Below are 21,234 nucleotides of genomic sequence, written 5' to 3'. Positions count from 1 at the left end.
CCTGATGTGGTTTACTTGAAAATCGCCCCCAGCTTCGCCGCTGCGGCTTCATTCACCCAGTTCATCCATGTGTCCTTGTTCTGGGTAAGGAAATGAACAGCTGCTTCTTCGGCCGAAGCGCCATTGTCGGTCTGCCAGGCCAGAAGCGTACTCATCTCTGCCGATGTGAAAGAAATGTTGCTGACCAGTTCGAAGACTTCCGGGTTCCGCTCGGCGAAGTCGGAGGTAACGACCGTGAGAACAGGCGCAGCAGGATAGGCAGATTTGCCGGGCGTGGCGCAGTCCACCGTCTGGTTGCAGGCGTGGATTTCCGGGTCATGCGGACCCATGTCCACCGCCACCATGTTGTAGCGGCCAAGAACGGCGCTGGGGCCGTATTCGTATCCGAAGAACGGCTCGCGCGCCTCATAGGCCGAGGCCATCGCGGCCGCCAGGGTTTCGCCGGAACCGTGGTTGAAGACCTCCATGCCGTGGCCGGCGAAATCGAAGGCCTTGATCAGGTTGTCGTTGGCGATCCGGCAGCCCCAGCCATCCGGGCAGTTGTGGAACTTGCCACCGACCAGAGCGGGGTTGGCGAGGATGCCCTCGATGGTTGCCAGTTCGGGGTGTTCCGCCACCAGATAGTCGGGCACGAACCAGTTCTCGGTGCCGCCGTCCGAGAAGACATCGGCAGCCTTGCGGACTTTACCCTCGGCTTCCAGTTTCTGGTAGAGCGGGGCCGAGTTGATCCACAGTTCGGGTACGACATCCGGCTCGTTGTTTTCGGCAAGAGACGTGATGGCCGTCGTCGTCGCGGACGGAACCACGGTGACGTTACAGCCATATCCCTGAGTCATCAGGAATTCGGTGATCTTGGTAATGATCGAAGCCGAAGCCCAGTTCATTTCAGCCAGCGAAACGTCCCCGCAATCCTGTGCGGCAGCTGGAAGCGCAAAGGCGCTGAACGCGGTGGCGAGTAGGATCTTCCTCATTTTTCAGTCTCCCAGTCGGGTTTTTGTGGTCTTGGTTGCAGAAAGGAACCGCCGTGATCCGGCCGTTCCCGGTAATCTTTCCGTTCCTCAGTCATTGTCGCTTACTCCGGCGCCTGCCCCTGACAGTGATTGCTCTGTGGCCGGAACGGTCATTCCCAGCGCCAGCCGGTCGAGACGGCCCCATAGGGCGGCAGGGATGGGAAAGTTCTGGTCACCCACCGGGTCCCGGCCAGCAGGCGGGAAATTGTCGGCAGCCCGAACGACGCGCAGATCGCACAGCGGCAGGACCGGAATACCTCCGGCGGCCGGAACAAGAGCATCGCCCGAGATCCAGGCGACCGGGATACCGTCCATCTCCAACCTGAGCGGAGTGGCGACTTTCAGCGCTGCCTGTGAAACAAACGGCACCACCAGAAGGGCATTCAGAACCTTGCCAAGCGACAGGACTCGGGCCGGGCCCTCCGGCAAGGTGGCAAAATCCGAAAGCGCGACGCCGATCCTCAGACCACAGGCCGGCCCGTCCGCTTCCCAGGCTCCGGGTCTCGGTCTGAAATCCACGCCCTTGTCTCCTTCGAGGCAGGACAGGAACGCCGTGGGCCAATCAAGCCCGGCCCGAGCCAGCCATTGCGCGGCCATGCCCGCCTCCTCGGCCAGCCCCCAGCCAAAACCCGCGCCACGTGCCGCCCGGGACGCGAGCGATCCGATTTCCGGCAAGGACAGCGAAACTTGCCCGCAGTCGAAACCGGCGGATTGCGAGGCAAGCTGTGTAGGGTCGTTCATTTCAACGCTCAAAGCCCAGCCTCCCCTTGCAGTTCGTCGGGATGAGGCGCGTTCTGGAACAGGCTGATCCTGACCCAACGATCCGAGCGCGGGTCGAAACGTGTCGCACCAAAGAAGGCCAGCTTGCAGCGCAACATGTCGATCGGCAGCAGGTCGGCTGACAGAAGATTGTCGCGGATCTCGGCAAAGGGCCTGCCCTGCGCCAACTGTACCCGGCGAACCATCAGGCGATGCTCGGGCGCATTCAGCAGAAGCCAGGCGATGGGCTCATCCGCCGGCCGGTTCCCCAACGCGCTGTCCAGCGCTGCCGCCTGCCGTCCGATGTCCAGCGGCAACTCCTTGTCGGCTCCCGGCTCTTCATGCCGTTCGCCAAGACGCGGCTCCAGCTTGTCCTCGGACACGTACCAGAAACGGGCGCAATTGTCCCGAGCGCCATAGTCGGTTCCCAGCGCCCAGGCATAGTCACGACGCAGCAGCGCCCGCAGCGTGCCCGCGGTCATCGCGCCATCGATGGCAAGCACGGGCGAGTCGTCACTCATGGTATCCTGGAGATCGTCCACCAGCGCCCCGTGCGGTTCGAGCATCAACCCGAGCAGCGCCTCCTGCGCCTCGGCGGCAAGCCGTGTCTCCCCCCAGCGCCAGAGCATGTCCCAGGGATGGCCACCCTTGCGGTCCCACGCGCCCGAGACATGGGCTGCGATCTGGTCCAGCCCGGATCTCAGATCCGCCAGCTTCTTCTGTTGCACCGGGTGCGCGCTTTGCCAAAGACGCGCATTCAGTTGTGCGGTGGCCAGCGCATCCATGAAATCCGCAACCTCGGCATCCTCGGCCTGCTCCTTTGCGCGCACGCGCGCCAGGGCTTCTTCGCGGGCCGCCATCCAGTTGTTCAGAAGCACCGGATGCCGCACGAGAAAAGGCGCCATGCCGAGACCCGTGGAGTTGCCAACCCCGAGCATTCGTCGCATCGCGGGATCGAGCCGCGTCGCCCGGTCGCCGCCGCGCGCGCGCGCCATGTGCTCCACCAGGTCGACGATGAACGTCCGGGTCAACCAGACTGACAGCATCTCCGCCTGAAACGGCGCTTTCAGTTCCATCCGGTCCGCGATGCCGTCACGGGATGCCGCGCCGAACTTTCCCGATCCATAAACCGCGGTGGTCCGCATCAGATAACCGGTCTCGGCCAGTTTGTCCGCGTCCGGCTGGCGGCCTTCCGACAATCGCTGCACGACATGCTCGAACAGCCGGACAGACCGGTTGGCCCGGCTGAGGGACAGTTCGCGCGGGCTGATCCGTCCGGCCTCCTGCAAGGGAACATTCGCGGCAAGGCGTTCAAGGTCTGCCTCGTCGGGCGTACCGTCGAACAGCGCGAATGTCGCGTCCCAGGCGGTTGCGATCACCCTGTCCGAGCGCTGGTCTTCAGGAAGGTCGTGACCGAAGGCGACAAGACTGTAGGACCGCTCGGGTCCGACGGCGCGGTAAACGGCCCTGCCGACGCCCGCCGCATCGAATTCGAATACCGGGCGGTCGAAGCACCAGCCCTGGTCCCGGAGACGACGCAGCAGAACCCGCAGGAAAGACAACCGCGTGGGATGCGCCGCACCCATACGTGTGAGGCGCATGACCTCTGCGGGATCGCGGCGGAACCTTTGCAGATCGGTCATGGAGACACCTGCATGACGCTCATTCCGCCACCTGTCGGACCAAGGCGGTGGCCGGGCCGAAACTGTCCCGGAAAAACCGCGCCCAGTTCCCGCCCATAAGTGCGGCGGTGTCTTCTTCGGAGAAACCAGAGGCGCGCAGCCCCTTGGCGATGTTAGAAAAATCCTGGTTTCCTCCGAACCAGTCGGGCATCGGCGGAAAGCCCGGAGCGTCGGCGCTGCCCTCGCCAAAGTCCACAGCCTTGGTCCAGCGGCCGGTGCGCATCCACTCCACGACGCTGTCGGGCTGATCCTGGCAGAGGTCGCTACCGATGCCCAGGTGCGCCAATCCATAGGTTTCGGCGGTACGCGCGACCATGTCACAAAACTCCTGCAGGGTGCAGCCGCCGCCGCCCTTCAGGTGATGCGGATAAATCGAAAAACCCAGCATTCCACCGCTTTCGGCCAGGGCGCACAGAACCGCGTCGGACTTGTTGCGCCGCGCCGGATGCCACTCCGCCGGGTTGGCATGGGTGATTGCGATGGGACGCGAGGAATGTTCGATGGCGCTCAGGGTAGAGCGCTCTGCGGAATGGCTCATGTCGACGACAAGACCAACCCGGTTCATTTCCGCCACCACTTCGCGGCCCATGCGCGTCAGGCCGGTGTCCTCGGCTTCGTAGCACCCCGAAGCCAGCAGCGACTGGTTGTTGTAGGTCAGTTGCATGAAGCGCAGGCCAAGACGGTGCAGAACCTCGACCAGACCGATGTCGTCCTCGATGCACGATGGGTTCTGCGCGCCAAAGAAGATTGCCGTTCGGCCGGTCTGGCGGGCGCGGTCGATATCCTCGGCCGTGAATCCCTGAAAGATCAGGTCTGGATGACGCTCGAACCAGCGGTTCCAGGCCTCGATGTTCAGCACGGTTTCACGGAAGTTCTCGTGATAGGTGATCGTCACGTGAACTGCGTCCACACCGCCCGCGCGCATCTGCCGGAAAATCTTCTCGGACCAGTTGGCGTATTGCAGCGCATCGATGACGGGCGTCATTCCGGGACTCCCGCGTGAACATAGGTGGTCTTGACGACCGAATAGAACTCGACAGCGTACTGCCCCTGCTCGCGCGGGCCAAAGGACGAGGCGCCGCGCCCACCGAATGGCACGTGATAATCGGTGCCGGCGGTCGGAAGGTTCACCATCACCGTCCCGGCTCGCATATTGGCGCGAAAATGGTTGGCGCGGGCAAGGCTGCGGGTCATGATCCCGGCCGTCAGCCCGAATTCGCTGTCGTTTGCGATGGCCAGCGCCTCGTCGTAGTCACTGGCCTTGATCACGCAGGTAATCGGCGCGAACATCTCTTCGCGGTTGATCCGCATGGCGTTCGTTGTCCCCGCAAAGACGGCAGGTGCCATGAAATACCCCTCGGTCGGCCGCTCCAGCCGGTCGCCGCCACAGATCAGTTCGGCACCCTCGGCCTTGCCGGCCGCGATGTAACCGAGGTTGCCCTCCAGCTGCGCCGCACTGACAGCCGGGCCGATCTGGGTGCCTTCCTCGAGTGCATGCCCCACTTTCAGCCCCCTTGCCGCAGCAGCCAGCTTCTCGACAAAGGCATCATGCACCTTTTCGTGCACGATCAGCCGCGACGCGGCGGTGCATTTCTGGCCGGTGCCGCCAAATGCCGCGTTGCTGCAATGGCTGACCGCCAGGTCCAGATCGGCATCATCCAGCACGATGATCGGGTTCTTCGACCCCATCTCCAGCTGGACCTTGGTCATGTTGCGCATCGCGGCAGCGGCAACCCCGCGCCCAACCGGCACCGAGCCGGTAAAGCTGATCGCGTCGATGCCCGGATGTTCGACCAGCCGCTGGCCGATCTCTCCACCCGGCCCCGCGAGCATCGAAAAAAGGCCCTCGGGGATATCCTGCCGGGCAATGATGCCCGCCATCGCCGCGGCGCTTGCCGGGGTCAGGTTCGCGGGTTTCCAGACAACAGCATTGCCGAAGGCGAGCGCCGGAGCGATCTTCCAGGCAGGCGTGGCAACTGGAAAGTTCCAGGGAGAGACAATAGCCACCACGCCCACGGGCTCGCGCCGTACATCGATCTCGATACCGGGCCGGACGCTCTGGGCATGATCACCGATCTGCCTGAGCGCCTCGGCTGCGAAATAGGTAAAGAACTGCCCCGCGCGATAGACCTCTCCCTTGCCCTCGGCAAGCGGCTTGCCTTCTTCACGGGAAATCAGCTCTCCGATCTCGGCCGACCGCGACATCAGCTCGGTACCGATCGCCATCAGGACATCGTGCCGCTTCTGAATTCCGGCGTCCCACCACAAACGCTGTGCCTGACGCGCAGCTTCGACAGAGGCGTCCAGTTGCGCAGCGCTGGCCTGTGCGTGCCTGCCGATGATATCCGAAAGATCCGACGGGTTCACGTTGGCGATGGTCGTTTCGCCGCCTTCCCAGCGTCCTGCAACAAGGTTTCGTGTCTCGATCGCCATTCCGTCCCCGGCCTTTCCGCTGGTGTTCATTTCCTTGTCAGCGCCTCGATCCGCTCGAACAGCGCATCATCAACCCCGACGCCCTCCTCTTCGATGCGGCGTCTGTTGTCCGCGCGCCGCCTTCCGGGCAGGCGTGCGCCATCCTGGGCCGTGATCGAAGCGCAAAGCCGCGTCATGGACGCCGCAAAGGCATCCCCGCCAAAAGCTTGCGGATCGATGGCGACAAAGAACTGCCCGGTGCCCGGAGGTCCGCCCTTCGTGCCGGAAAACGGGCTGGCCTCGGTGCTGAGATTGGCGCCGGACAACGCAGCGGCAAGGATTTCCGCCAGAAGCCCAACGCCGAAGCCCTTGTAGCCGCCTGCCGGCAGCATCGAACCCGCAAGAGCCGCGACCGCATCGGTGGTTTCGTTGCCCTCGGCATCCAGAGCCCAGCCTGGCTCGATCGGTTCACCTTGCCGGCTGCGCAAAAGGATCTCGGACTTGGCCACGACGCTGGCCGACTGGTCGATGACCAGAAGCGCGCCGCCGTCCCCGTCCGGCACCGCCACCGAGAACGGGTTTGTGCCGATCACTGGTTGCTTGCCGCCGGTCGGTGCAATCGACGCCGGTGCATGGGTAAAACAAAGACCGACAAGTCCCGCCTCGGCAATCCGTTCGGCGTGATGGCCCAGAACGCCGCAATTGTAGGAGTTGTGCACGCTCATGGCGGCGATTCCGCACCGCCGGGCCGCATTGGTGAACGCCTGCCACCCCGCGTCTATCGCGGCATGCGCAAATCCGTTGGCGGCGTCCACCCGAACCGCACCCGGGCGGGTTTCACTGACGGCGGGTGCGGCGTCCTTCGCGACTTTCCCACACTCCAGATGCTCGGCATAGATCGGTACGTAGAGCAGACCGTGGCTGCGGATTCCGTCGCGTTCGGCGAGCCGTGTCGACCGGGCCACAGAAGCCGCTGCCGCCATCGAAGCGCCGGCACTGGTCAATGCCAGTCTGGCCAGTTCCTCAACCTCATCGAGTGACAGCTTTCGTCTCATGCAGATTCCCCCGTGAGCCCTTTAGAAAGGATTGATCAGTTTAAGGCTATCGAATATTTTTTAATCCAATTTCAAACTTTCTGAAATATAAGGCGCCCGATGGTAAAGATAGACACTCTGCGGATCTTCGTTGCAGTCACCCGTCACGGAAACCTGCGCGACGCGGCTGACAAGGTTGGCCGGACTCAATCTGCGCTGTCGATGGCATTGAAACAGCTCGAGGCCGACCTCGGTGGTCCGCTCTTCGAAACAGACCGCAAACGCGACCTCACCGATCTGGGGCGTTTCGTGAGGGATGTCGGCGAGGATCTTGTACGGGAGCATGACAAGGCGATCGATCTGATCCAAGGCTATGCGCAGGGCCGCGTCGGACGCCTTCGCATCGCGTCGGTGCCCTCTGTCGCCGCTCTCATCCTTCCCGATCTTCTGCGTGCCTTCATGGAGGCCCATGAGGGCGCACAGATCGACCTCATGGACAGCGACAGCAGCAACGTCCGAACGATGGTTGCGTCCGGTGTCGCCGATCTCGGCATCGCCGGGCCAGCGCCCCAGGGCCAGACGCTGGAAGCGCGTCCGTTGTTCAGCGATCACCTGCATGTGATCTGTCGCGCGGATTCCGTTTACGCGCAGGCCAAGGCGGGGTTGTCCTGGAACGACTTGGCCAATGCGCCGCTTATCGCGAACCAAACCTTGGCGGTGACCGACCTGCCCGAGGCTGCGGCAATTGTCGCGAAAAGCCGACTGTCGGTCCGCAACATACTCTCGCTGCTTGCAATGGTTCGGTCCGGCATCGGGATAACCCTGCTGCCAGGCCTTGCAACCAGATCGCTGGATCCACCGTTGGTTGCCATCCCGATGACAGGTGCAGGCTGCACGAGAACGATCAGCCTTCTCTCGCGCAGCGGACGCGCGGAAAGCCCTCTATCCCGCGCCTTCCGGCAACACCTTGACGCGACAATCCGCAAGGTCGCACCTGACCTTGGGTTGAAGCCAAGGCTCTGAAGTCGAAAACCCGTGTGATTCATCGGGTAACGGCCACTCTCGGTGCGTGAAACTCCGGAAAGCGGGAACGCCGCCTCTGGTAGACATCGTACGTGCAGACCAGGGTCAGCGGGCTTGAGTGCAACCGTGACACCCCCTGCGCAAAGAAAAAGCCCCGCGTCTTGACGCGGGGCAGGAGGTCTTGCCAAGGGAAGCAAGCGGGAGGTTTTACCAGTGCATCGGGCCCTTGTCGTCAAAGGCATGGACCAGGAAATCGATAAAGGCCCGGACCTTGGGCTGGGTGAACCGGCCCGGCGGATAGACGGCATAGATGCCCTGGACCTCGTCAGGCAGCGAAGGCATTGCATCCTCGACCAGCCCCTTTTCCATCGCATCCGCGAACAGGTAGCAAGGCAGGTACGCGATCCCCAGGCCCGAGATCGCGGCGTTCAGCAGCGATTGGCCATCGTTCACGCTCAGCCATCCGGCGGTGCGCACCTGCCGCTTTTCCCCCGAAGGCGCGGTCAGTTTCCACACATTGCCCGATGACTGACTGGAATAATGCAAGAGCTTGTGCTCGTTCAAATCGTCGATCTTCTGCGGGCGGCCGTATTTCTCGAAATACTTAGGGCTGGCGATCATCCGCTTGGTGGTCTCGGTCAGCTTGCGGGCGCGCAGCGTGCTGTCCTCCAACTCGCCGATCCGCACCGCCATGTCGAACCCTTCGGAAATCAGTTCTACGTAGCGGTTGTTCAGCACCATGTTCACGGTGATGTCCGGGAATTCCGCCAGGAAGTCCGACAGGACCGGCGACAGGTGATTGACCCCGAAATCGGTTGCCACCGAAATCCTCAGCAGACCCGAGGGCGCCGATTGCATCGAGGTGACCAGCGCGTCCGCCTCTCCGGCATCGTTCAGCACCCGCCGGGCGCGGTCGTAATAGGCCAGCCCGATCTCGGTCGGCGACACCCGCCGCGTCGTTCGGTTCAGCAGGCGGGCGCCCAGACGGGCCTCCAGGCTGGACACATGCTTGGACACGGCCGACTTCGAGATACCCATCTTCTTTGCTGCATCGGTGAACCCGCCCTGGTCCACGACATTTGCAAAGGCTTCCATTTCTGTCAGTCGGTCCATTCCTGGTTCCTCGGCTGATTGCTGTACTTCAAGAGCCGTTTATCATTGGCAATCTGGGCGAGATCGGGGCAGAGCTGGGATAATATCGCGGTTTTGTCGCGGATCGTTTGCGTCGGGGAAACACGGAAACAATCGGGAAAAACCCGGGATCCTCAGAAACTGACGCTGATCAGATAGATCCACAGGGGCAGCGACACCGCGCTCAGCAGGGTCGATTGGGCAATCAGCGTGGCCACCAGTTTGCGGTCGGCGCCAAAACCCGACGCCAGCACATGCGCCGCAGATGCCGTCGGCAGGGCCGCAAACAGGATCACCACCGCAGCAAGACCGGTCTCGGCCTCCAGCAGGCGACACGTCAGCCAGACCACCGCCGGGGTCAACACCAGCCGCACCGTACAGAAATAGCCGTTGAACAGGTCCATCCGCGTCAAGGCACGCCAGTCCATGGTGGCGCCGATCGACAGCAGGGCGATCGGAATGGCGGCCTGCGCCAGCATCTGCGCCGGGGCGAGAATCGGATCCGGGATCTTGTACCCCGACAGGCCCACGCCCACCCCGGCGACCGAGGCCAGCAGAAAAGGGTTGAGGGCAACTTTCCGCACCGTGGCCCGCAGTGTAAGGTTTCCCCCCCGCGACAGCGCCGAGACCGCCAGCAGGTTGGCCACCGGAACCGCCATGCCGATGGCGACCGCCATCTGTCCGACATCGGCCAGATGCAGCGTTGGCATCGCGACAAAGGCCATGGCCGTGTTGAACCGCCAGCAGGTCTGCCAGGCTCCGGCAAAATCCAGAAACCGCTCGGGCCCGAGTCGACGGCCCAGATACCCCAGAATCAGCGCCAGCCCCAGCACCGCCCAGACGGCCGGGCCTAGGCGGATCACATCCTCTATCGCAATCGGCCGGTTACAGGCGGCAAAGAACAGCAAGGCGGGAAACAAGATCTCGAAATTGAGCTTGTCCAGCCCTTGCCAGGCCGCTGACGCCAGCCTGTCCCGGACTGCTCCACCCAGACCAACCATCAGAAAGCTGGGCACCAGCCCCATCAGGATTGTCGTGATCATGCCTACCCTAGCGCCCCACCGATTTGCGTGACCTTGCGTCCGCTCCCGCCGCTGCGCAAGCCCCCTCGCACGCGATGCATGGTCGATTCCACAGCGGCCTTCAGCTAGAATGAAACCAGTGTCCCAGCAACGAGGATCTGGTTATGAAGAGCTTTCTGGCAGCGCTTGGCATCGGCCTTCTGGCCACGACGGCCCTCGCCGGCGGCGATACGTCCGCCAACCCCGAGGCCAGCGTCTATTTCACCAATCTCGCGGACGGCGATACCGTCTCGTCGCCGGTTACGGTGATCTTCGGGCTCAGCGGCATGGGCGTCGCCCCCGCCGGGACCGAGGCCGAGAACACGGGTCACCACCACCTGCTGGTCGACCGCCCCCCGATGGGTCAGGGCGTAGACGGGGCCGAGGAATTGGCCAACCCGCTCCCCGCCGATGACCACCACCGCCATTTCGGCAAGGGCCAGACCGAAGTGACGCTCGACCTCGCGCCGGGCAAGCATACGCTGCAACTGGTGATGGGCGACCATTCCCACGTCCCGCACGCCACCCCGGTCGTGTCCGAGGTGATCACGATCGAGGTCAAGTAACGTGCAGATTTCGACGGGAGACGAATCGTCACCCGCAGACCTTGCCCCAAGCCCGGGCTCCACGCGACTCCTGCCTCACGCCAGTTCGCTGCAGAGGCAGAACCTTGACATCGCACAATCCAAGAAGTTCATTGCGCGCGCAGACCGGGCATGGCGCAAACCGGCTTCGGCCCCGCATGGAGACCCTACATGATTGCCATCATCTTCGAAGTGGAGCCCGCCCCAGGGCAACAGGACGCCTATCTCGATCTCGCTGGCCGGATGCGCGCCTTGCTCGACGACATGCCCGGCTTCATCTCGGTCGAACGATTCCAGAGCCTGACCAATCCCGGCAAGCTGCTGTCGCTCTCCTTCTGGGAGGATGAAGAGGCGGTCGCGCGCTGGCGCGAGCTTGCCGCCCATCGCGGCGCGCAGACCCGCGGCCGGGAGGTGCTGTTTTCCGACTACCGCCTGCGTGTCGCAGGCGTCATCCGCGACTACGGGATGACCGAACGGGACGAAGCCCCCGAGGACAGCCGCGCCCGCCACGGGTAACGCAAACGCAGCCAGTGCAAAACAAGGGTCAGGCAGGACGGGGCGCGGTCCGATCCGTGTGCCAGTCAATCCATGCCGGCATCGGCGCACAGCCTGGCCAGCACCGTCGGCGAATAATTTTTTACGCCGCCGCGTGCAAACATGTATTTCGCGATCCGCTCGGGGCCAGGCGCATGTCCCGCAGCGCACAAGTGAATCCGCGTACGCCGATTTCCATCTCGGGCCGCGACAAGCCCGGTTGCGCCTCGGCTACGATATTGGCAACCGAGCCTTGCGAGCCGGACTTGAAACTGGTGGCCTCGATCTTCGGCAGGACAGCAACCCGATTTCAACCTGCCGGCCGCTGACCGTACGCCGCTGGTCTCGCGGGGAAAGGGGACCGCGCACGCGTAATGCTGGTCCCTGGCCGCCGGATCGCCCGGTCGCAGACCGCCATCGCCGGTCAGGTCCAGATCAAAACCTTCGGTGTGCGATTAGGCCGGATCGCTGATCCGGAACCGGTAATCCGAGAACAGCGGAGCGCTCGACGACAGAGGCTCGTATTCAGCCCTATCCGACATGTTCTCGTCCAATTCTTGCACCCTACGGGAGAAATCCACCACGCAGCATCTGGCGCACAGTTCGATTCCGGCGGCGTTTGCGCTTCATCTTTTCCCAAATACTCCCGCCGGAGGCGAAGATTTTTCGTCGAAAAATCTTTCCCCCGCCCGGATCAGAAGGTCAGCGCCAGCCGGGTCCCCTGGTTTATCGCGCGCTTGGCATCCAGTTCGGCAGCGACATCCGCCCCGCCGATCACGTGGCAGGACACGCCTTTCGCCTCCAGCGCATCCGCCAGCGAGCGATCCGAAACCTGACCCGCGCACAAGACCACGGTGTCACAGGCGATCACGGTTGGATTCTCCCGCGCCTCGCCAAAGCTCACGTGAAGACCCGCGTCGTCGATTGCCTCGTAATTCACGCCGCCCACGAAATTGACGCCCTTCATCTTCAGTGTCGCGCGGTGGATCCAGCCGGTGGTCTTGCCCAGATCCCTGCCATGCGCCTTGGCCTTGCGCTGCAACAGCGTCACCTCGCGCACGGGCTTCGCGGGCTGTGGCCCCTCGGGCGCCAGGCCCGAGCGGTGCTGGGCCGGATCGGTCACGCCCCATTCCTTCATCCAGAGCGGCAAGTCGGTCGCCGGACTGTGACCCTCTTCCAGCAGGAACTCGGAGACGTCGAACCCGATGCCACCCGCGCCGATCACCGCCACCCGCTTGCCCACCGGCTTCTTGTGGCGCAGCACGTCGATATAGCTCAGCACATTGGCCCGATCCTGCCCCGGGATCGCCGGATCGCGCGGGCTCACCCCGGTGGCGATCACCACCTCGTCAAAACCCGCCAGATCGTCGGCGCCCACCGCACGTCCCAGTTCGACCTTGACCCCCAGATCGGCCAGCATCACCCGGTACCAGTCCACAAGGCCCCAAAACTCTTCCTTGCCCGGCACCTGCTTGGCCATGTTGAGTTGGCCGCCGATCTCGTCGGCCTTGTCGAACACCGTCACCGCATGGCCGCGCTGGGCTGCCGTAATCGCAGTCGACAGACCCGCCGGACCCGCACCCACTATGGCCACGGTTCTGGGCGCCGCCGCCTTCACCACGACCAGTTCCGTCTCATGACAGGCGCGCGGGTTCACCAGACACGAGGTCAGCTTGCCGCCGAATGTATGATCCAGACACGCCTGGTTGCAGGCGATGCAGGGCGCGATCCTGTCGCCCAGACCCGCGGCCGCCTTGTTGACGAAATCCGCATCCGCCAGCATCGGCCGCGCCATCGACACCATGTCGGCGCAGCCACTGGCCAGCACTTCCTCCGCCACTTCGGGCGTGTTGATCCGGTTCGAGGTGATGACCGGGATCGACACCTGGCCCATCAGCTTCTTCGTGACCCAGGCAAAGGCCGCGCGCGGAACGCTGGTGGCAATGGTCGGAATCCGTGCCTCGTGCCAGCCGATGCCGGTATTGATGATGGTCGCTCCGGCCTTCTCGATTTCCTTGGCCAGTTGCACCACCTCGTCAAAGGTCGAACCATTCGGCACCAGGTCGATCATCGACAGGCGGTAGATGATGATGAAATCACGCCCCGCCGCCTCGCGGGTGCGGCGCACCACCTCGATCGGCAGGCGCATCCTGTTCTCGTACGCCCCGCCCCAACGGTCGGTGCGCTTGTTGGTATGGGTGACCAGGAACTGGTTCAGGAAATACCCTTCCGACCCCATGATCTCGACCCCGTCATACCCCGCCTGCCGCGCCAGCACCGCGGCATTGACGATATCGCCGATCTGCTTCTCGATCCCCTCTTCGTCCAGCTCGGTCGGCGGAAACGGAGAGATCGGCGATTTCACCGGGCTGGGGGCCACGCATTTCGGCCCATAGGCATAACGCCCGGCATGCAGGATCTGCATCGCGATCTTGCCGCCCGCCTCGTGCACCCGCGCGGTGACGATGGAATGGTTCGCGACATCCTTCTCGCTGGTCATCATCGCGGCCCCGGGCAGGACCGAGCCTTCCATGTTCGGACCGATACCGCCCGTCACCATTAGCCCCACGCCGCCCCGCGCGCGGTCGGCATAGAATTCGGCCACCCGGTTCCAGTCGCGGGTCTCTTCCAGCCCGGTATGCATCGAGCCCATCAGCACGCGATTCTTCAGCGTGGTGAAGCCCAGGTCGAGCGGGGCCAGAAGATGTGGGTATGCAGTCATCGGAAAACTCTCCCTGTCGGATCTGCCGGCAAGAATTGCCGCCACCGCGCCGCCCTGTCACGCGAAACCCGACGTCACCCCCTTTGCCGCCGTAACGTCCCTTGCTAGAGAGGGACAGCCGCAAGGAAAGACACCCGATGACACCCGAAGAAATCGCCAGACTGCCCTATCGCCCCTGCGTCGGACTGGTGCTTATGAACGCCCGGGGCCACGTCTTCGTCGGCCAGCGCATGGATCAGAATACCGACGCCTGGCAAATGCCCCAGGGCGGCGTCGATGTCGGTGAAGACCCGTTCGAGGCCGCCCTGCGCGAGCTTTGGGAAGAAACCGGCGTCACCGCCGACCTGGTCGAACTGGTGGCCGAAACCGAGGGCTGGCTCCCCTACGATCTGCCGCAAGACCTGGTGCCACGTATATGGAAAGGACGCTATCGCGGGCAGGAGCAGAAATGGTATTTGTTCCGCTTCCTTGGCCGCGACGATCAGATCGACATCGCAACCGATCATCCCGAATTCAGCCGCTGGAAATGGCAGTCTCCCGACCGGCTCGTGGTCGAGATCGTACCGTTCAAGCGCGAGGTCTATCGGCAGGTGCTCCAGGCGTTCTGCACTTACTTGCAATAGCAGGATCGCAGACCAGGCCGCTGCGTTTAGATCGAACAGTGCGCCTGCGGCGCGCATTTTTTAGTTTTCTGTTGAGGGACGCTGTCCCTCAAACTCCCTGGAGTATTTTCGACCAGAAAGAAGCGAATGCCATTTTCCTGCTTCTTTCTGGTCGAAAATACTCCGGGGTGAATTGCCCGCAGGGCAAGAGGGGCAGCGCCCCTCCGCCGACACCGGGGTCAGAGCAGCCCATGTTCCCGCAGCAACTCCACCATGTTCGTCTCCGGGCGCGGTCCGATATGGCCGATCACCTCGCGGGCGCAGACATTGCCGATCCGGGCACAGGTCTCGTAATCGCGGCCCTGGGCCATGCCGAACAGGAATCCGGCAGCGAACTGGTCGCCCGCGCCGGTGGCATCGACCGGCACCACCTTTTCCACCGGAACGTCGATGCGTAGCGTGCCATCCATCACCGTCACCCCGTCGCCCGAGCGGGTACACACCACCAGCGGGCAGATGCCCGAGGTCAGCATCAGCGCATCGTCCAGATGGTCGGTCTCGAACAACGACTGGATCTCCGCCTCGTTGCCGATCACGAAATCCAGGTCGTGCTGGATCAGCGACAGGAAATCGGCCCGGTGCCGGTCGACGCAGAACGGGTCGGAAATCGCGATCCCCGCCTTGCCACCCGCCGCACGGGTTGCCCGCGCCGCCTCGCGGAATGCGGATTTACCGGCGTCATGGTCGAACAGATAGCCTTCGAGAAACATCAGCCTCGCATTGCCCGTCACCTCGCGCGGCACATCGGCGGAACTGAGCGTGGTCGAAATGCCCAGGTAGGTGTTCATCGACCGCTCGCCGTCGGGCGAGACGAAGATCATCGAGCGCGAGGTCGCCAGGTCGCCTGCCACCGGCGGGTTGACGAAGTCGATACCGCCCTCGTTCATCGCATCGGCATAGAAATGGCCCAGCGCATCGTCGCGCACCCGCCCGATGAACGCGGCATCCAGACCCAGCGCCCCGGCGCCCGCGATCGTGTTGGCAACCGAGCCGCCGGGCGTCTGCACCCGGTCCTTCATCGAGGCGTACAGCACCTCGCCCCGCTCCTGCTCGATCAGTTGCATGATCCCCTTCTCGATTCCCATCAGGTCGAGAAAGCTGTCGTCGGCTTGCGAGATGACATCGACAACCGCGTTGCCGATGCCGACGATATCGTAGGTCTTCATAGGGTCTTGTCCTCATATAGGCACAGGTCGCGGATGATGCAGGTGCCGCACATGGGCTTGCGCGCCTTGCAGTGATAGCGGCCATGCAGGATCAGCCAGTGATGGGCGTGCAGCTGGAAATCGGCCGGGACGTTGTCCTCGATGGCGCGCTCGACCGCGTCGACATCCTTGCCCGGGCAGATGCCGGTGCGGTTGCCGACGCGAAAGATATGGGTGTCCACCGCCTGCGCCGGCATTCGCCACCACATGTTCAGAACCACGTTGGCGGTCTTGCGCCCGACGCCGGGCAGCGATTGCAGCGCGGCACGGGAATTCGGCACCTCGCCGCCATATTGCTCGACCAGGATCCGGCTCAGTTTGATGACGTTTTTTGCCTTCTGCCGGAACAGGCCGATGGTCTTGATATGCTCGATCAGTCCCTCTTCGCCCAGCGCCAGCATCTTCTCGGGCGTATCGGCGATCCGGAACAGCGCGCGCGTGGCCTTGTTGACGCCCGCGTCCGTGGCCTGCGCGCTCAACGCGACCGCCACCACCAGCGTATAGGCGTTCACATGCTCCAGCTCACCCTTGGGTTCGGGATCGGCGGCCTGGAACCGGGTAAAGATCTCGCGGATCGTGTGGTAATCGAGTTGCTTTGCCATCCGGGCCTTAATGCCGCCCGTCGCTGCACCAGACAAGCCCAAAGATCGGTTTTGCCCCGCGTGGTACAAAACGGCAAGACCGGTCACCGGGGCGGGTACAAAACAGCACATTCCGGGTCGCTGACCGGTACAAAGACGCCTACATTCGATCTCGAAGGATGCGAGGTGTGCCATGAACGTCAGAACCGGAGAAGAGGGCTATCACTATGGCGTCATCCGCCGCGCGATCGAGTTGATCGACGCCGGTGGCGAGACGCTGTCGCTGGAGGATCTGGCAGCCCGGATGAACATGAGCCCCGCGCACTTCCAGCGTGTATTCTCGCGCTGGGTCGGGGTTTCACCCAAGAAATACCAGCAATACCTGACGCTGGGCCACGCCAAGGCGCTGCTGGAGGAACGGTTCACCCTGCTGGAGGCGGCCCAGAACGTGGGTCTCTCGGGCACCGGGCGGCTGCACGACCTCTTCGTCCGGTGGGAGGCGATGAGCCCCGGCGACTATGCCCGTAAGGGGGCGGATCTGACGATCTATTGGGGCTGGTTCGAAAGCCCCTTTGGCCCGGCGCTGGTCATGGGAACCGAACGCGGCATCTGCGGCATCGGCTTTGCCGCCGAGGCGGGGGCAGAGGCCACGATGGAGGATCTGCTGTCGCGCTGGCCACAGGCGGAATTTGTCGAGGACCCGATGCGCCTGCGCCCCTGGGCGCTCAGCGCCTTTGGCGCCGCCAGCGACCGGCTGGAGCCGGTACCGCTCTACCTGATCGGTGCGCCCTTGCAAATCAAGGTCTGGGAGGCGCTCTTGCGCATCCCCTCGGGCCAGGTCACCACCTATGGCGAACTGGCCCAATCCATTGGCCAGCCCCGCGCGGTACGCGCGGTGGGCACGGCGGTGGGACGCAACCCGGTCAGCTGGCTGATCCCCTGCCACCGCGCGCTGCGCAAATCCGGCGGCCTGGGTGGCTATCACTGGGGCCTGCCGGTCAAACGCGCCATGCTTGCCTGGGAGTCGGCGCGCAGCGAAGCGTGACGGGCCGGGCTTGCGCCAGAACGATGCGAGTTTGGGCGATGTTTCGCCGATTTTACCGCATTGCTGCTTGTTCGTACCGGACCCGGCGGTGATATACTGGTCCCAAGCATCACATCCCGAGCCAAACGGGAGCAGGAGCAGAAAGTGAACCCATGACCACTAAAAAACATACACTTGCAGCAGGGATGGTGGCCGTTCTGGCGCTGGGCGCCTGTACCGATCCGACTTCTCTGAGCACCAATGCCGACCCGAACAAGAATACCAAGACCGGTGCCATCGCGGGCGCCATACTGGGCGCCGGCGTCGGAGCAATCGCCAACGATTCCAATCCCGCGCTGGGTGCGCTCGCCGGGGCGGCCATCGGCGCCGCGGGCGGTGGGCTGATCGGAAACCAGCTGGACAAGCAGGCGGCCGAGTTGCGCCAGGAACTGGCCAATGACGGTATCTCGATCATCAACACCGGCGACCGGCTTGTCGTCACGGTGCCCAACGACATCACCTTCGACACCGACAGTTATACCGTGCGCCCGGCGCTGCAATCGGACTTGCGCAAGGTCGCGACGCATCTCGTGCGCTATCCCAGGTCGAACGTCCAGGTCATTGGCCATACCGACAGCGACGGCGATGCCGCCTATAATCAGGGCCTTTCCGAACGCCGCGCAAACGCGGTAGCCGACATCCTGCAATCGGGAGGCGTGACCTATGACCGGATCTCGACCATCGGCATGGGCGAGAACAATCCGATTGCCTCGAACCTGACTCCCGAGGGCAAGGCGCAGAACCGCCGGGTCGAGATCGTGATCATCCCGAAGTGATCCATTCGCAGGACTTGGAAAGGGGGCGCAACTGGCCCCTTTTTCGATTCTGGAACCTCCGCGCATATTCACACAAGGGTTGCGCGACGGCAAAGGTTTGGCAGCTTGGCCGCCCGCTCTAGGTTGAGGACGAGGAAATCAGGAGACCGACATGACCGACCTTACCCTTCTGGGCATCAGTGGCTCTCTGCGCCGCGAGGCCACCAACCGCAAGCTGATGCGCGAGGCAGCGCGCCTGTTCGCGCCCGACCGGTTCATCGAGGCCGATCTGAACCTGACGCTCTATGATGGCGACAATGAAAAGGCCGATGGTATCCCTGCCGAGGTGCAGGCGCTGGCTGACCAGATCGCCGCCGCCGATGCGGTGGTGATCTCGACGCCGGAGTACAACAAGGGACCTTCGGGTGTGCTCAAGAACGCGCTGGACTGGGTCAGCCGGACCAAGGGCAAGCCCTGGGCCGACAAGCCGGTTGCGGTGATGTCGGCGGCAGCCGGCCGATCCGGAGGCGAACGTTCACAGGCGGCCCTGCGCAGTTTTCTCGTGCCGTTCCAGCCCCGGCTTCTGACCGGGCCCGAAGTGCACCTGGCCGACAGTTCCAACCAGTTCGACGACCAAGGTCAGCTGATCAGCGAACAATACACGGCGACCCTGCAACGACTGATGGACAAGCTCCGCGCCGAGGCTCTGCGCTGAACCGAAAATTGTCGCAAACCGGCAAGCGCGGCGCCCAAAGCCGCGCCAGCCTGATCCCATCAGGCAACAGGGGGCCGGAATGCATAACAGCGCGCTTCATCCGAAATTCGGACGCATCATCCAAGACGTCGACCTGCGCGAAGTGACAGCCGATCACCTCTACCCCGAGATACGGGCGCTGTTCGAACGGCATTCGGCGCTGCTGTTCCCGGCGCAGTCGATCTCGGATACCGATCATACCCGGCTGGGCGAGTTGTTCGGACCGCTGGAAAACCGCGATGCGATGGCTGCCGGGCGCGACGTGGAATTCCAGGTCTCGGAACTCAGCAACCAGACGTCGGGCGGGCTGCGGGCGCATGACGACCTTCACATGCTGAACCTGCAATCCAACATGCTGTGGCACACCGACAGTACGTTCCTGCCCACCCCGGCGTTGATCAATATCCTGACCGCGCTTGTGGTGCCACCCTCGGGCGGCGAGACCGAGATCGCTTCGACCCGCGTTGCCTGGGCCGAGATGCCGGCACATCTACGCGAACGACTCAAGGATGCGGTGATCTGGCATCGGCTGTCGTACAGCCGCGCGAAACTCTCGGCCGATCTGGCCCGCCTGCCGGTGATGACCCGCTGGCCCGACCGGCCCTGGCGGGCGATCTGGCCCAACCCGGCCACCGGGCAAGAGGCGCTGTTCATCGCCTCGCACGCCTTTGCCATCGAAGGGCTGGGCCATGCCGAAAGCCAGGAGATCCTGGAAGAGGCGATCGCCTTCTGCACCCGGCCCGAATATGTCTACACTCATCGCTGGCAGGTGGGCGATGTGCTGATCTGGGACGAACGCGCCACCCTGCACCGGGGCCGTCCCTGGAACTATGATCATGAACGCACCCTGCGTTCGATCTGCTGTTCGGTGACCGAAGCCGACGGGCTTGCCGCCGTGCGGGTTCTGAATGCCTAGACCGGCAGGCCGGTAGCGCGCTCCTTCAGTCGCCGGTCGAACCGCCACATGCCCCAGGCGATGGGGATCAGCGCCAACCCGCCGATCACATAGGCCAGCGGCTCGTCGCCAAAGCTTTCGAACATCTGGGTATAGGCGTGGATCACCCCGAACACGAGCGAGGTGTTGAACAGCCCCCGGTTGCCGCGATGCGAGGCCCGGAACAACAGCGCCAACAGCGCCACCGCCCAGAGGATGGAATAGACATCTTCGGAAATGAACAGTGCGGTTTCGCGATAGGCGTCGCGCGCCCTTGTATAGGCATCCCAGGCGCCTTCGCTCCAGACCTCGGGTTCCGCCGGACCCCAGATCGTCTCGCCGATCACATCGCCCCAGAGCGAGCCGACCAGCGCACAGAGGTTGGCCACGACAAAGGCCAGCACCGAAAGAATGCGCGCGTGCCGCGCCACGCGCTCGTCATATCGCCCCGCCACCCAGACACAGGCCAGCAACAGTACCGCCATCTGAACGATCGAAAGCGTGGATTCCGGTGAATAGAACACATAGGCCGCGTGAAAATAGAAGGTTCCGGTATCCAGCATCTGCGCAAAGGGAGCAATGGCCAGCGCCGTGACCAGCCGCACGTCGAGCAGCCAGCCACCCCCCGCAAGCAGGACGGCCGTATAGAGATAGAACAGGCTTGCCGGCAGGCCCGATACATCGTTGTAGGCAATCAGGTAGCCCAGTCCGCCGACATGCATTGCCAGCCCCATCAGCGCCACGGCCCCGATGACAAAGCGTACGCCCATGAAGTCTCGGACAAAGACATAGGCCGCCACCCCCATGACCAGTCCGCCCAGGAGCGTCAGCGCCTGGCCCGCGATCTGTTCATGGTTCGACACCAGCTCGACCGTGCCGCCGCCGCAGAGCATTCCGCCCCCGATCAGCACCGCTGCATTGCCGAACATCCGAAATTCCTCGGTGCCGCGTGCCAGAACGCCGAGCCCCCCGGCCAGCAGCATCAGCCCCACCACGGATACCGCGAGCGGGTCCTGCAACCAGAAGATCAGCCCGCCAGTTGCCGACAGGATGCCCAGGCAAAGAACGGTGTTGATCCCCAGCGTCACCATCGCCTGCCGCGACCGCGCCTCGATCTCGCGCGCGGCTTCGGGCGTGATCACGCCATCAGCGACCAGGCCATCTGTATCTGCAACTGCGAACATTGTTCCCCTCCCCGGCGACCCGGCTGTCCCACAGCCTATCACCGAAAGGCCATCTTGAAAGCTGAATGCGCGGCAGACGGCCCGGAGTCACTTGTGCCGGCTGACCGCCGACCGTATCTAGAC

The 21,234-nt window shown here is 63.6% G+C and carries 20 protein-coding genes; 8 read left to right on the top strand and 12 right to left on the bottom strand.

From position 1 onward, the window contains the following. Nucleotides 1-11: 11 nt before the first annotated feature. The 6 genes from BLT75_RS13975 to BLT75_RS13950 form a co-directional block, all read right to left on the bottom strand. Complete coding sequence (locus BLT75_RS13975; RefSeq protein ID WP_093032755.1) at nt 12-971, bottom strand: ABC transporter substrate-binding protein; 960 nt, start codon at nt 969-971, stop codon at nt 12-14. Between the two features lie 87 nt (nt 972-1,058). Next, nucleotides 1,059-1,751, bottom strand: a complete 693-nt coding sequence (locus BLT75_RS13970) for a DUF3726 domain-containing protein (protein ID WP_093032752.1) — start codon at nt 1,749-1,751, stop codon at nt 1,059-1,061. An 8-nt stretch (nt 1,752-1,759) separates the two neighbouring features. Then, entirely contained in the window at nt 1,760-3,412 is a 1,653-nt protein-coding gene (locus tag BLT75_RS13965) for a hypothetical protein (RefSeq protein ID WP_093032749.1), read from the bottom strand. A gap of 19 nt (nt 3,413-3,431) precedes the next feature. Next, nucleotides 3,432-4,436, bottom strand: coding sequence for a membrane dipeptidase (locus tag BLT75_RS13960; protein ID WP_093032746.1), 1,005 nt, complete (start codon nt 4,434-4,436; stop codon nt 3,432-3,434). Beyond that, complete coding sequence (locus BLT75_RS13955) at nt 4,433-5,914, bottom strand: aldehyde dehydrogenase family protein (RefSeq protein WP_425441140.1); 1,482 nt, start codon at nt 5,912-5,914, stop codon at nt 4,433-4,435. Before BLT75_RS13955 ends, BLT75_RS13960 begins: the two co-directional genes overlap by 4 nt. Then, complete coding sequence (locus BLT75_RS13950; protein ID WP_093032743.1) at nt 5,911-6,918, bottom strand: Ldh family oxidoreductase; 1,008 nt, start codon at nt 6,916-6,918, stop codon at nt 5,911-5,913. The genes BLT75_RS13955 and BLT75_RS13950 overlap by 4 nt, the downstream gene beginning before the upstream one ends. Nucleotides 6,919-7,017: 99 nt before the next feature. On the opposite strand from BLT75_RS13950, the gene BLT75_RS13945 reads away from it, so the two are divergent. Continuing rightward, nucleotides 7,018-7,920 (top strand): LysR family transcriptional regulator, encoded by a 903-nt coding sequence (locus BLT75_RS13945; protein WP_093032740.1) that lies wholly within the window; start codon nt 7,018-7,020, stop codon nt 7,918-7,920. Nucleotides 7,921-8,127: 207 nt separating this feature from the next. Here BLT75_RS13945 and BLT75_RS13940 read toward each other — a convergent pair whose 3' ends face one another. Continuing rightward, nucleotides 8,128-9,033, bottom strand: a complete 906-nt coding sequence (locus tag BLT75_RS13940; RefSeq protein ID WP_093032737.1) for a LysR family transcriptional regulator — start codon at nt 9,031-9,033, stop codon at nt 8,128-8,130. Between the two features lie 152 nt (nt 9,034-9,185). Then, nucleotides 9,186-10,094, bottom strand: a complete 909-nt coding sequence (locus BLT75_RS13935) for an AEC family transporter (protein WP_093032734.1) — start codon at nt 10,092-10,094, stop codon at nt 9,186-9,188. A gap of 143 nt (nt 10,095-10,237) precedes the next feature. Here BLT75_RS13935 and BLT75_RS13930 point away from each other — a divergent pair, with 143 nt between their 5' ends. Continuing rightward, entirely contained in the window at nt 10,238-10,678 is a 441-nt protein-coding gene (locus BLT75_RS13930; RefSeq protein WP_093032731.1) for a DUF4399 domain-containing protein, read from the top strand. Between the two features lie 189 nt (nt 10,679-10,867). Beyond that, nucleotides 10,868-11,212 carry an antibiotic biosynthesis monooxygenase family protein gene (locus BLT75_RS13925; protein WP_093032862.1) on the top strand — a complete coding sequence of 115 codons (345 nt, stop codon included), beginning with the start codon at nt 10,868-10,870 and terminating at the stop codon, nt 11,210-11,212. A 712-nt stretch (nt 11,213-11,924) separates the two neighbouring features. Here the strand turns inward: BLT75_RS13925 and BLT75_RS13920 are convergent. Continuing rightward, on the bottom strand, nt 11,925-13,952 hold the full coding sequence (locus BLT75_RS13920) for an NADPH-dependent 2,4-dienoyl-CoA reductase (RefSeq protein ID WP_093032728.1): 2,028 nt from the start codon (nt 13,950-13,952) through the stop codon (nt 11,925-11,927). A gap of 137 nt (nt 13,953-14,089) precedes the next feature. Here BLT75_RS13920 and BLT75_RS13915 point away from each other — a divergent pair, with 137 nt between their 5' ends. Beyond that, a complete protein-coding gene (locus BLT75_RS13915) occupies nt 14,090-14,575 on the top strand; it encodes an RNA pyrophosphohydrolase (protein WP_093032726.1) in 486 nt (161 codons plus the stop codon). A 218-nt stretch (nt 14,576-14,793) separates the two neighbouring features. Here the strand turns inward: BLT75_RS13915 and BLT75_RS13910 are convergent, their stop codons facing one another. Beyond that, nucleotides 14,794-15,780, bottom strand: coding sequence for an adenosine kinase (locus tag BLT75_RS13910; RefSeq protein WP_093032723.1), 987 nt, complete (start codon nt 15,778-15,780; stop codon nt 14,794-14,796). Continuing rightward, nucleotides 15,777-16,421, bottom strand: coding sequence for an endonuclease III (gene nth, locus BLT75_RS13905; RefSeq protein WP_093032720.1), 645 nt, complete (start codon nt 16,419-16,421; stop codon nt 15,777-15,779). Before nth ends, BLT75_RS13910 begins: the two co-directional genes overlap by 4 nt. A 172-nt stretch (nt 16,422-16,593) precedes the next feature. Between nth and BLT75_RS13900 the strand changes: the two genes are divergently transcribed. From BLT75_RS13900 to BLT75_RS13885, 4 genes are all read left to right on the top strand, one after another. Then, entirely contained in the window at nt 16,594-17,445 is an 852-nt protein-coding gene (locus tag BLT75_RS13900) for a methylated-DNA--[protein]-cysteine S-methyltransferase (RefSeq protein ID WP_093032717.1), read from the top strand. 152 nt (nt 17,446-17,597) lie between these two features. Beyond that, a complete protein-coding gene (locus BLT75_RS13895; protein ID WP_093032714.1) occupies nt 17,598-18,260 on the top strand; it encodes a YiaD family glycine zipper/OmpA-like lipoprotein in 663 nt (220 codons plus the stop codon). 151 nt (nt 18,261-18,411) lie between these two features. After that, nucleotides 18,412-18,954: an NADPH-dependent FMN reductase gene (locus BLT75_RS13890; RefSeq protein ID WP_093032711.1), complete on the top strand. Its 543-nt coding sequence runs from the start codon at nt 18,412-18,414 to the stop codon at nt 18,952-18,954. Nucleotides 18,955-19,033: 79 nt separating this feature from the next. After that, nucleotides 19,034-19,909 carry a TauD/TfdA dioxygenase family protein gene (locus BLT75_RS13885; protein ID WP_093032708.1) on the top strand — a complete coding sequence of 292 codons (876 nt, stop codon included), beginning with the start codon at nt 19,034-19,036 and terminating at the stop codon, nt 19,907-19,909. On the opposite strand, the gene BLT75_RS13880 is transcribed toward BLT75_RS13885, so the two are convergent. Further along, nucleotides 19,906-21,111, bottom strand: coding sequence for a hypothetical protein (locus tag BLT75_RS13880; RefSeq protein WP_093032705.1), 1,206 nt, complete (start codon nt 21,109-21,111; stop codon nt 19,906-19,908). The two genes, BLT75_RS13885 and BLT75_RS13880, sit on opposite strands and share 4 nt — an antisense overlap. Nucleotides 21,112-21,234 lie beyond the last annotated feature (123 nt).

This window comes from Ruegeria marina (assembly GCF_900101475.1).
Taxonomy (GTDB): Bacteria; Pseudomonadota; Alphaproteobacteria; order Rhodobacterales; family Rhodobacteraceae; genus Ruegeria_B; species Ruegeria_B marina.
This window is presented reverse-complemented; position numbering and strand designations above follow the sequence as displayed.

What these genes read in the sequence shown, in the direction of transcription:
- BLT75_RS13940 (WP_093032737.1), bottom strand. Translation starts at nt 9,033, where the DNA reads ATGGACCGACTGACAGAAATGGAAGCCTTTGCAAATGTCGTGGACCAG.
- BLT75_RS13970 (WP_093032752.1), bottom strand. Translation starts at nt 1,751, where the DNA reads ATGAACGACCCTACACAGCTTGCCTCGCAATCCGCCGGTTTCGACTGC.
- BLT75_RS13890 (WP_093032711.1), top strand. Translation starts at nt 18,412, where the DNA reads ATGACCGACCTTACCCTTCTGGGCATCAGTGGCTCTCTGCGCCGCGAG.
- BLT75_RS13935 (WP_093032734.1), bottom strand. Translation starts at nt 10,094, where the DNA reads ATGATCACGACAATCCTGATGGGGCTGGTGCCCAGCTTTCTGATGGTT.
- BLT75_RS13920 (WP_093032728.1), bottom strand. Translation starts at nt 13,952, where the DNA reads ATGACTGCATACCCACATCTTCTGGCCCCGCTCGACCTGGGCTTCACC.
- BLT75_RS13910 (WP_093032723.1), bottom strand. Translation starts at nt 15,780, where the DNA reads ATGAAGACCTACGATATCGTCGGCATCGGCAACGCGGTTGTCGATGTC.
- nth (WP_093032720.1), bottom strand. Translation starts at nt 16,421, where the DNA reads ATGGCAAAGCAACTCGATTACCACACGATCCGCGAGATCTTTACCCGG.
- BLT75_RS13975 (WP_093032755.1), bottom strand. Translation starts at nt 971, where the DNA reads ATGAGGAAGATCCTACTCGCCACCGCGTTCAGCGCCTTTGCGCTTCCA.
- BLT75_RS13950 (WP_093032743.1), bottom strand. Translation starts at nt 6,918, where the DNA reads ATGAGACGAAAGCTGTCACTCGATGAGGTTGAGGAACTGGCCAGACTG.
- BLT75_RS13885 (WP_093032708.1), top strand. Translation starts at nt 19,034, where the DNA reads ATGCATAACAGCGCGCTTCATCCGAAATTCGGACGCATCATCCAAGAC.
- BLT75_RS13915 (WP_093032726.1), top strand. Translation starts at nt 14,090, where the DNA reads ATGACACCCGAAGAAATCGCCAGACTGCCCTATCGCCCCTGCGTCGGA.
- BLT75_RS13930 (WP_093032731.1), top strand. Translation starts at nt 10,238, where the DNA reads ATGAAGAGCTTTCTGGCAGCGCTTGGCATCGGCCTTCTGGCCACGACG.
- BLT75_RS13965 (WP_093032749.1), bottom strand. Translation starts at nt 3,412, where the DNA reads ATGACCGATCTGCAAAGGTTCCGCCGCGATCCCGCAGAGGTCATGCGC.
- BLT75_RS13880 (WP_093032705.1), bottom strand. Translation starts at nt 21,111, where the DNA reads ATGTTCGCAGTTGCAGATACAGATGGCCTGGTCGCTGATGGCGTGATC.
- BLT75_RS13900 (WP_093032717.1), top strand. Translation starts at nt 16,594, where the DNA reads ATGAACGTCAGAACCGGAGAAGAGGGCTATCACTATGGCGTCATCCGC.
- BLT75_RS13960 (WP_093032746.1), bottom strand. Translation starts at nt 4,436, where the DNA reads ATGACGCCCGTCATCGATGCGCTGCAATACGCCAACTGGTCCGAGAAG.
- BLT75_RS13945 (WP_093032740.1), top strand. Translation starts at nt 7,018, where the DNA reads ATGGTAAAGATAGACACTCTGCGGATCTTCGTTGCAGTCACCCGTCAC.
- BLT75_RS13895 (WP_093032714.1), top strand. Translation starts at nt 17,598, where the DNA reads ATGACCACTAAAAAACATACACTTGCAGCAGGGATGGTGGCCGTTCTG.
- BLT75_RS13955 (WP_425441140.1), bottom strand. Translation starts at nt 5,914, where the DNA reads ATGAACACCAGCGGAAAGGCCGGGGACGGAATGGCGATCGAGACACGA.
- BLT75_RS13925 (WP_093032862.1), top strand. Translation starts at nt 10,868, where the DNA reads ATGATTGCCATCATCTTCGAAGTGGAGCCCGCCCCAGGGCAACAGGAC.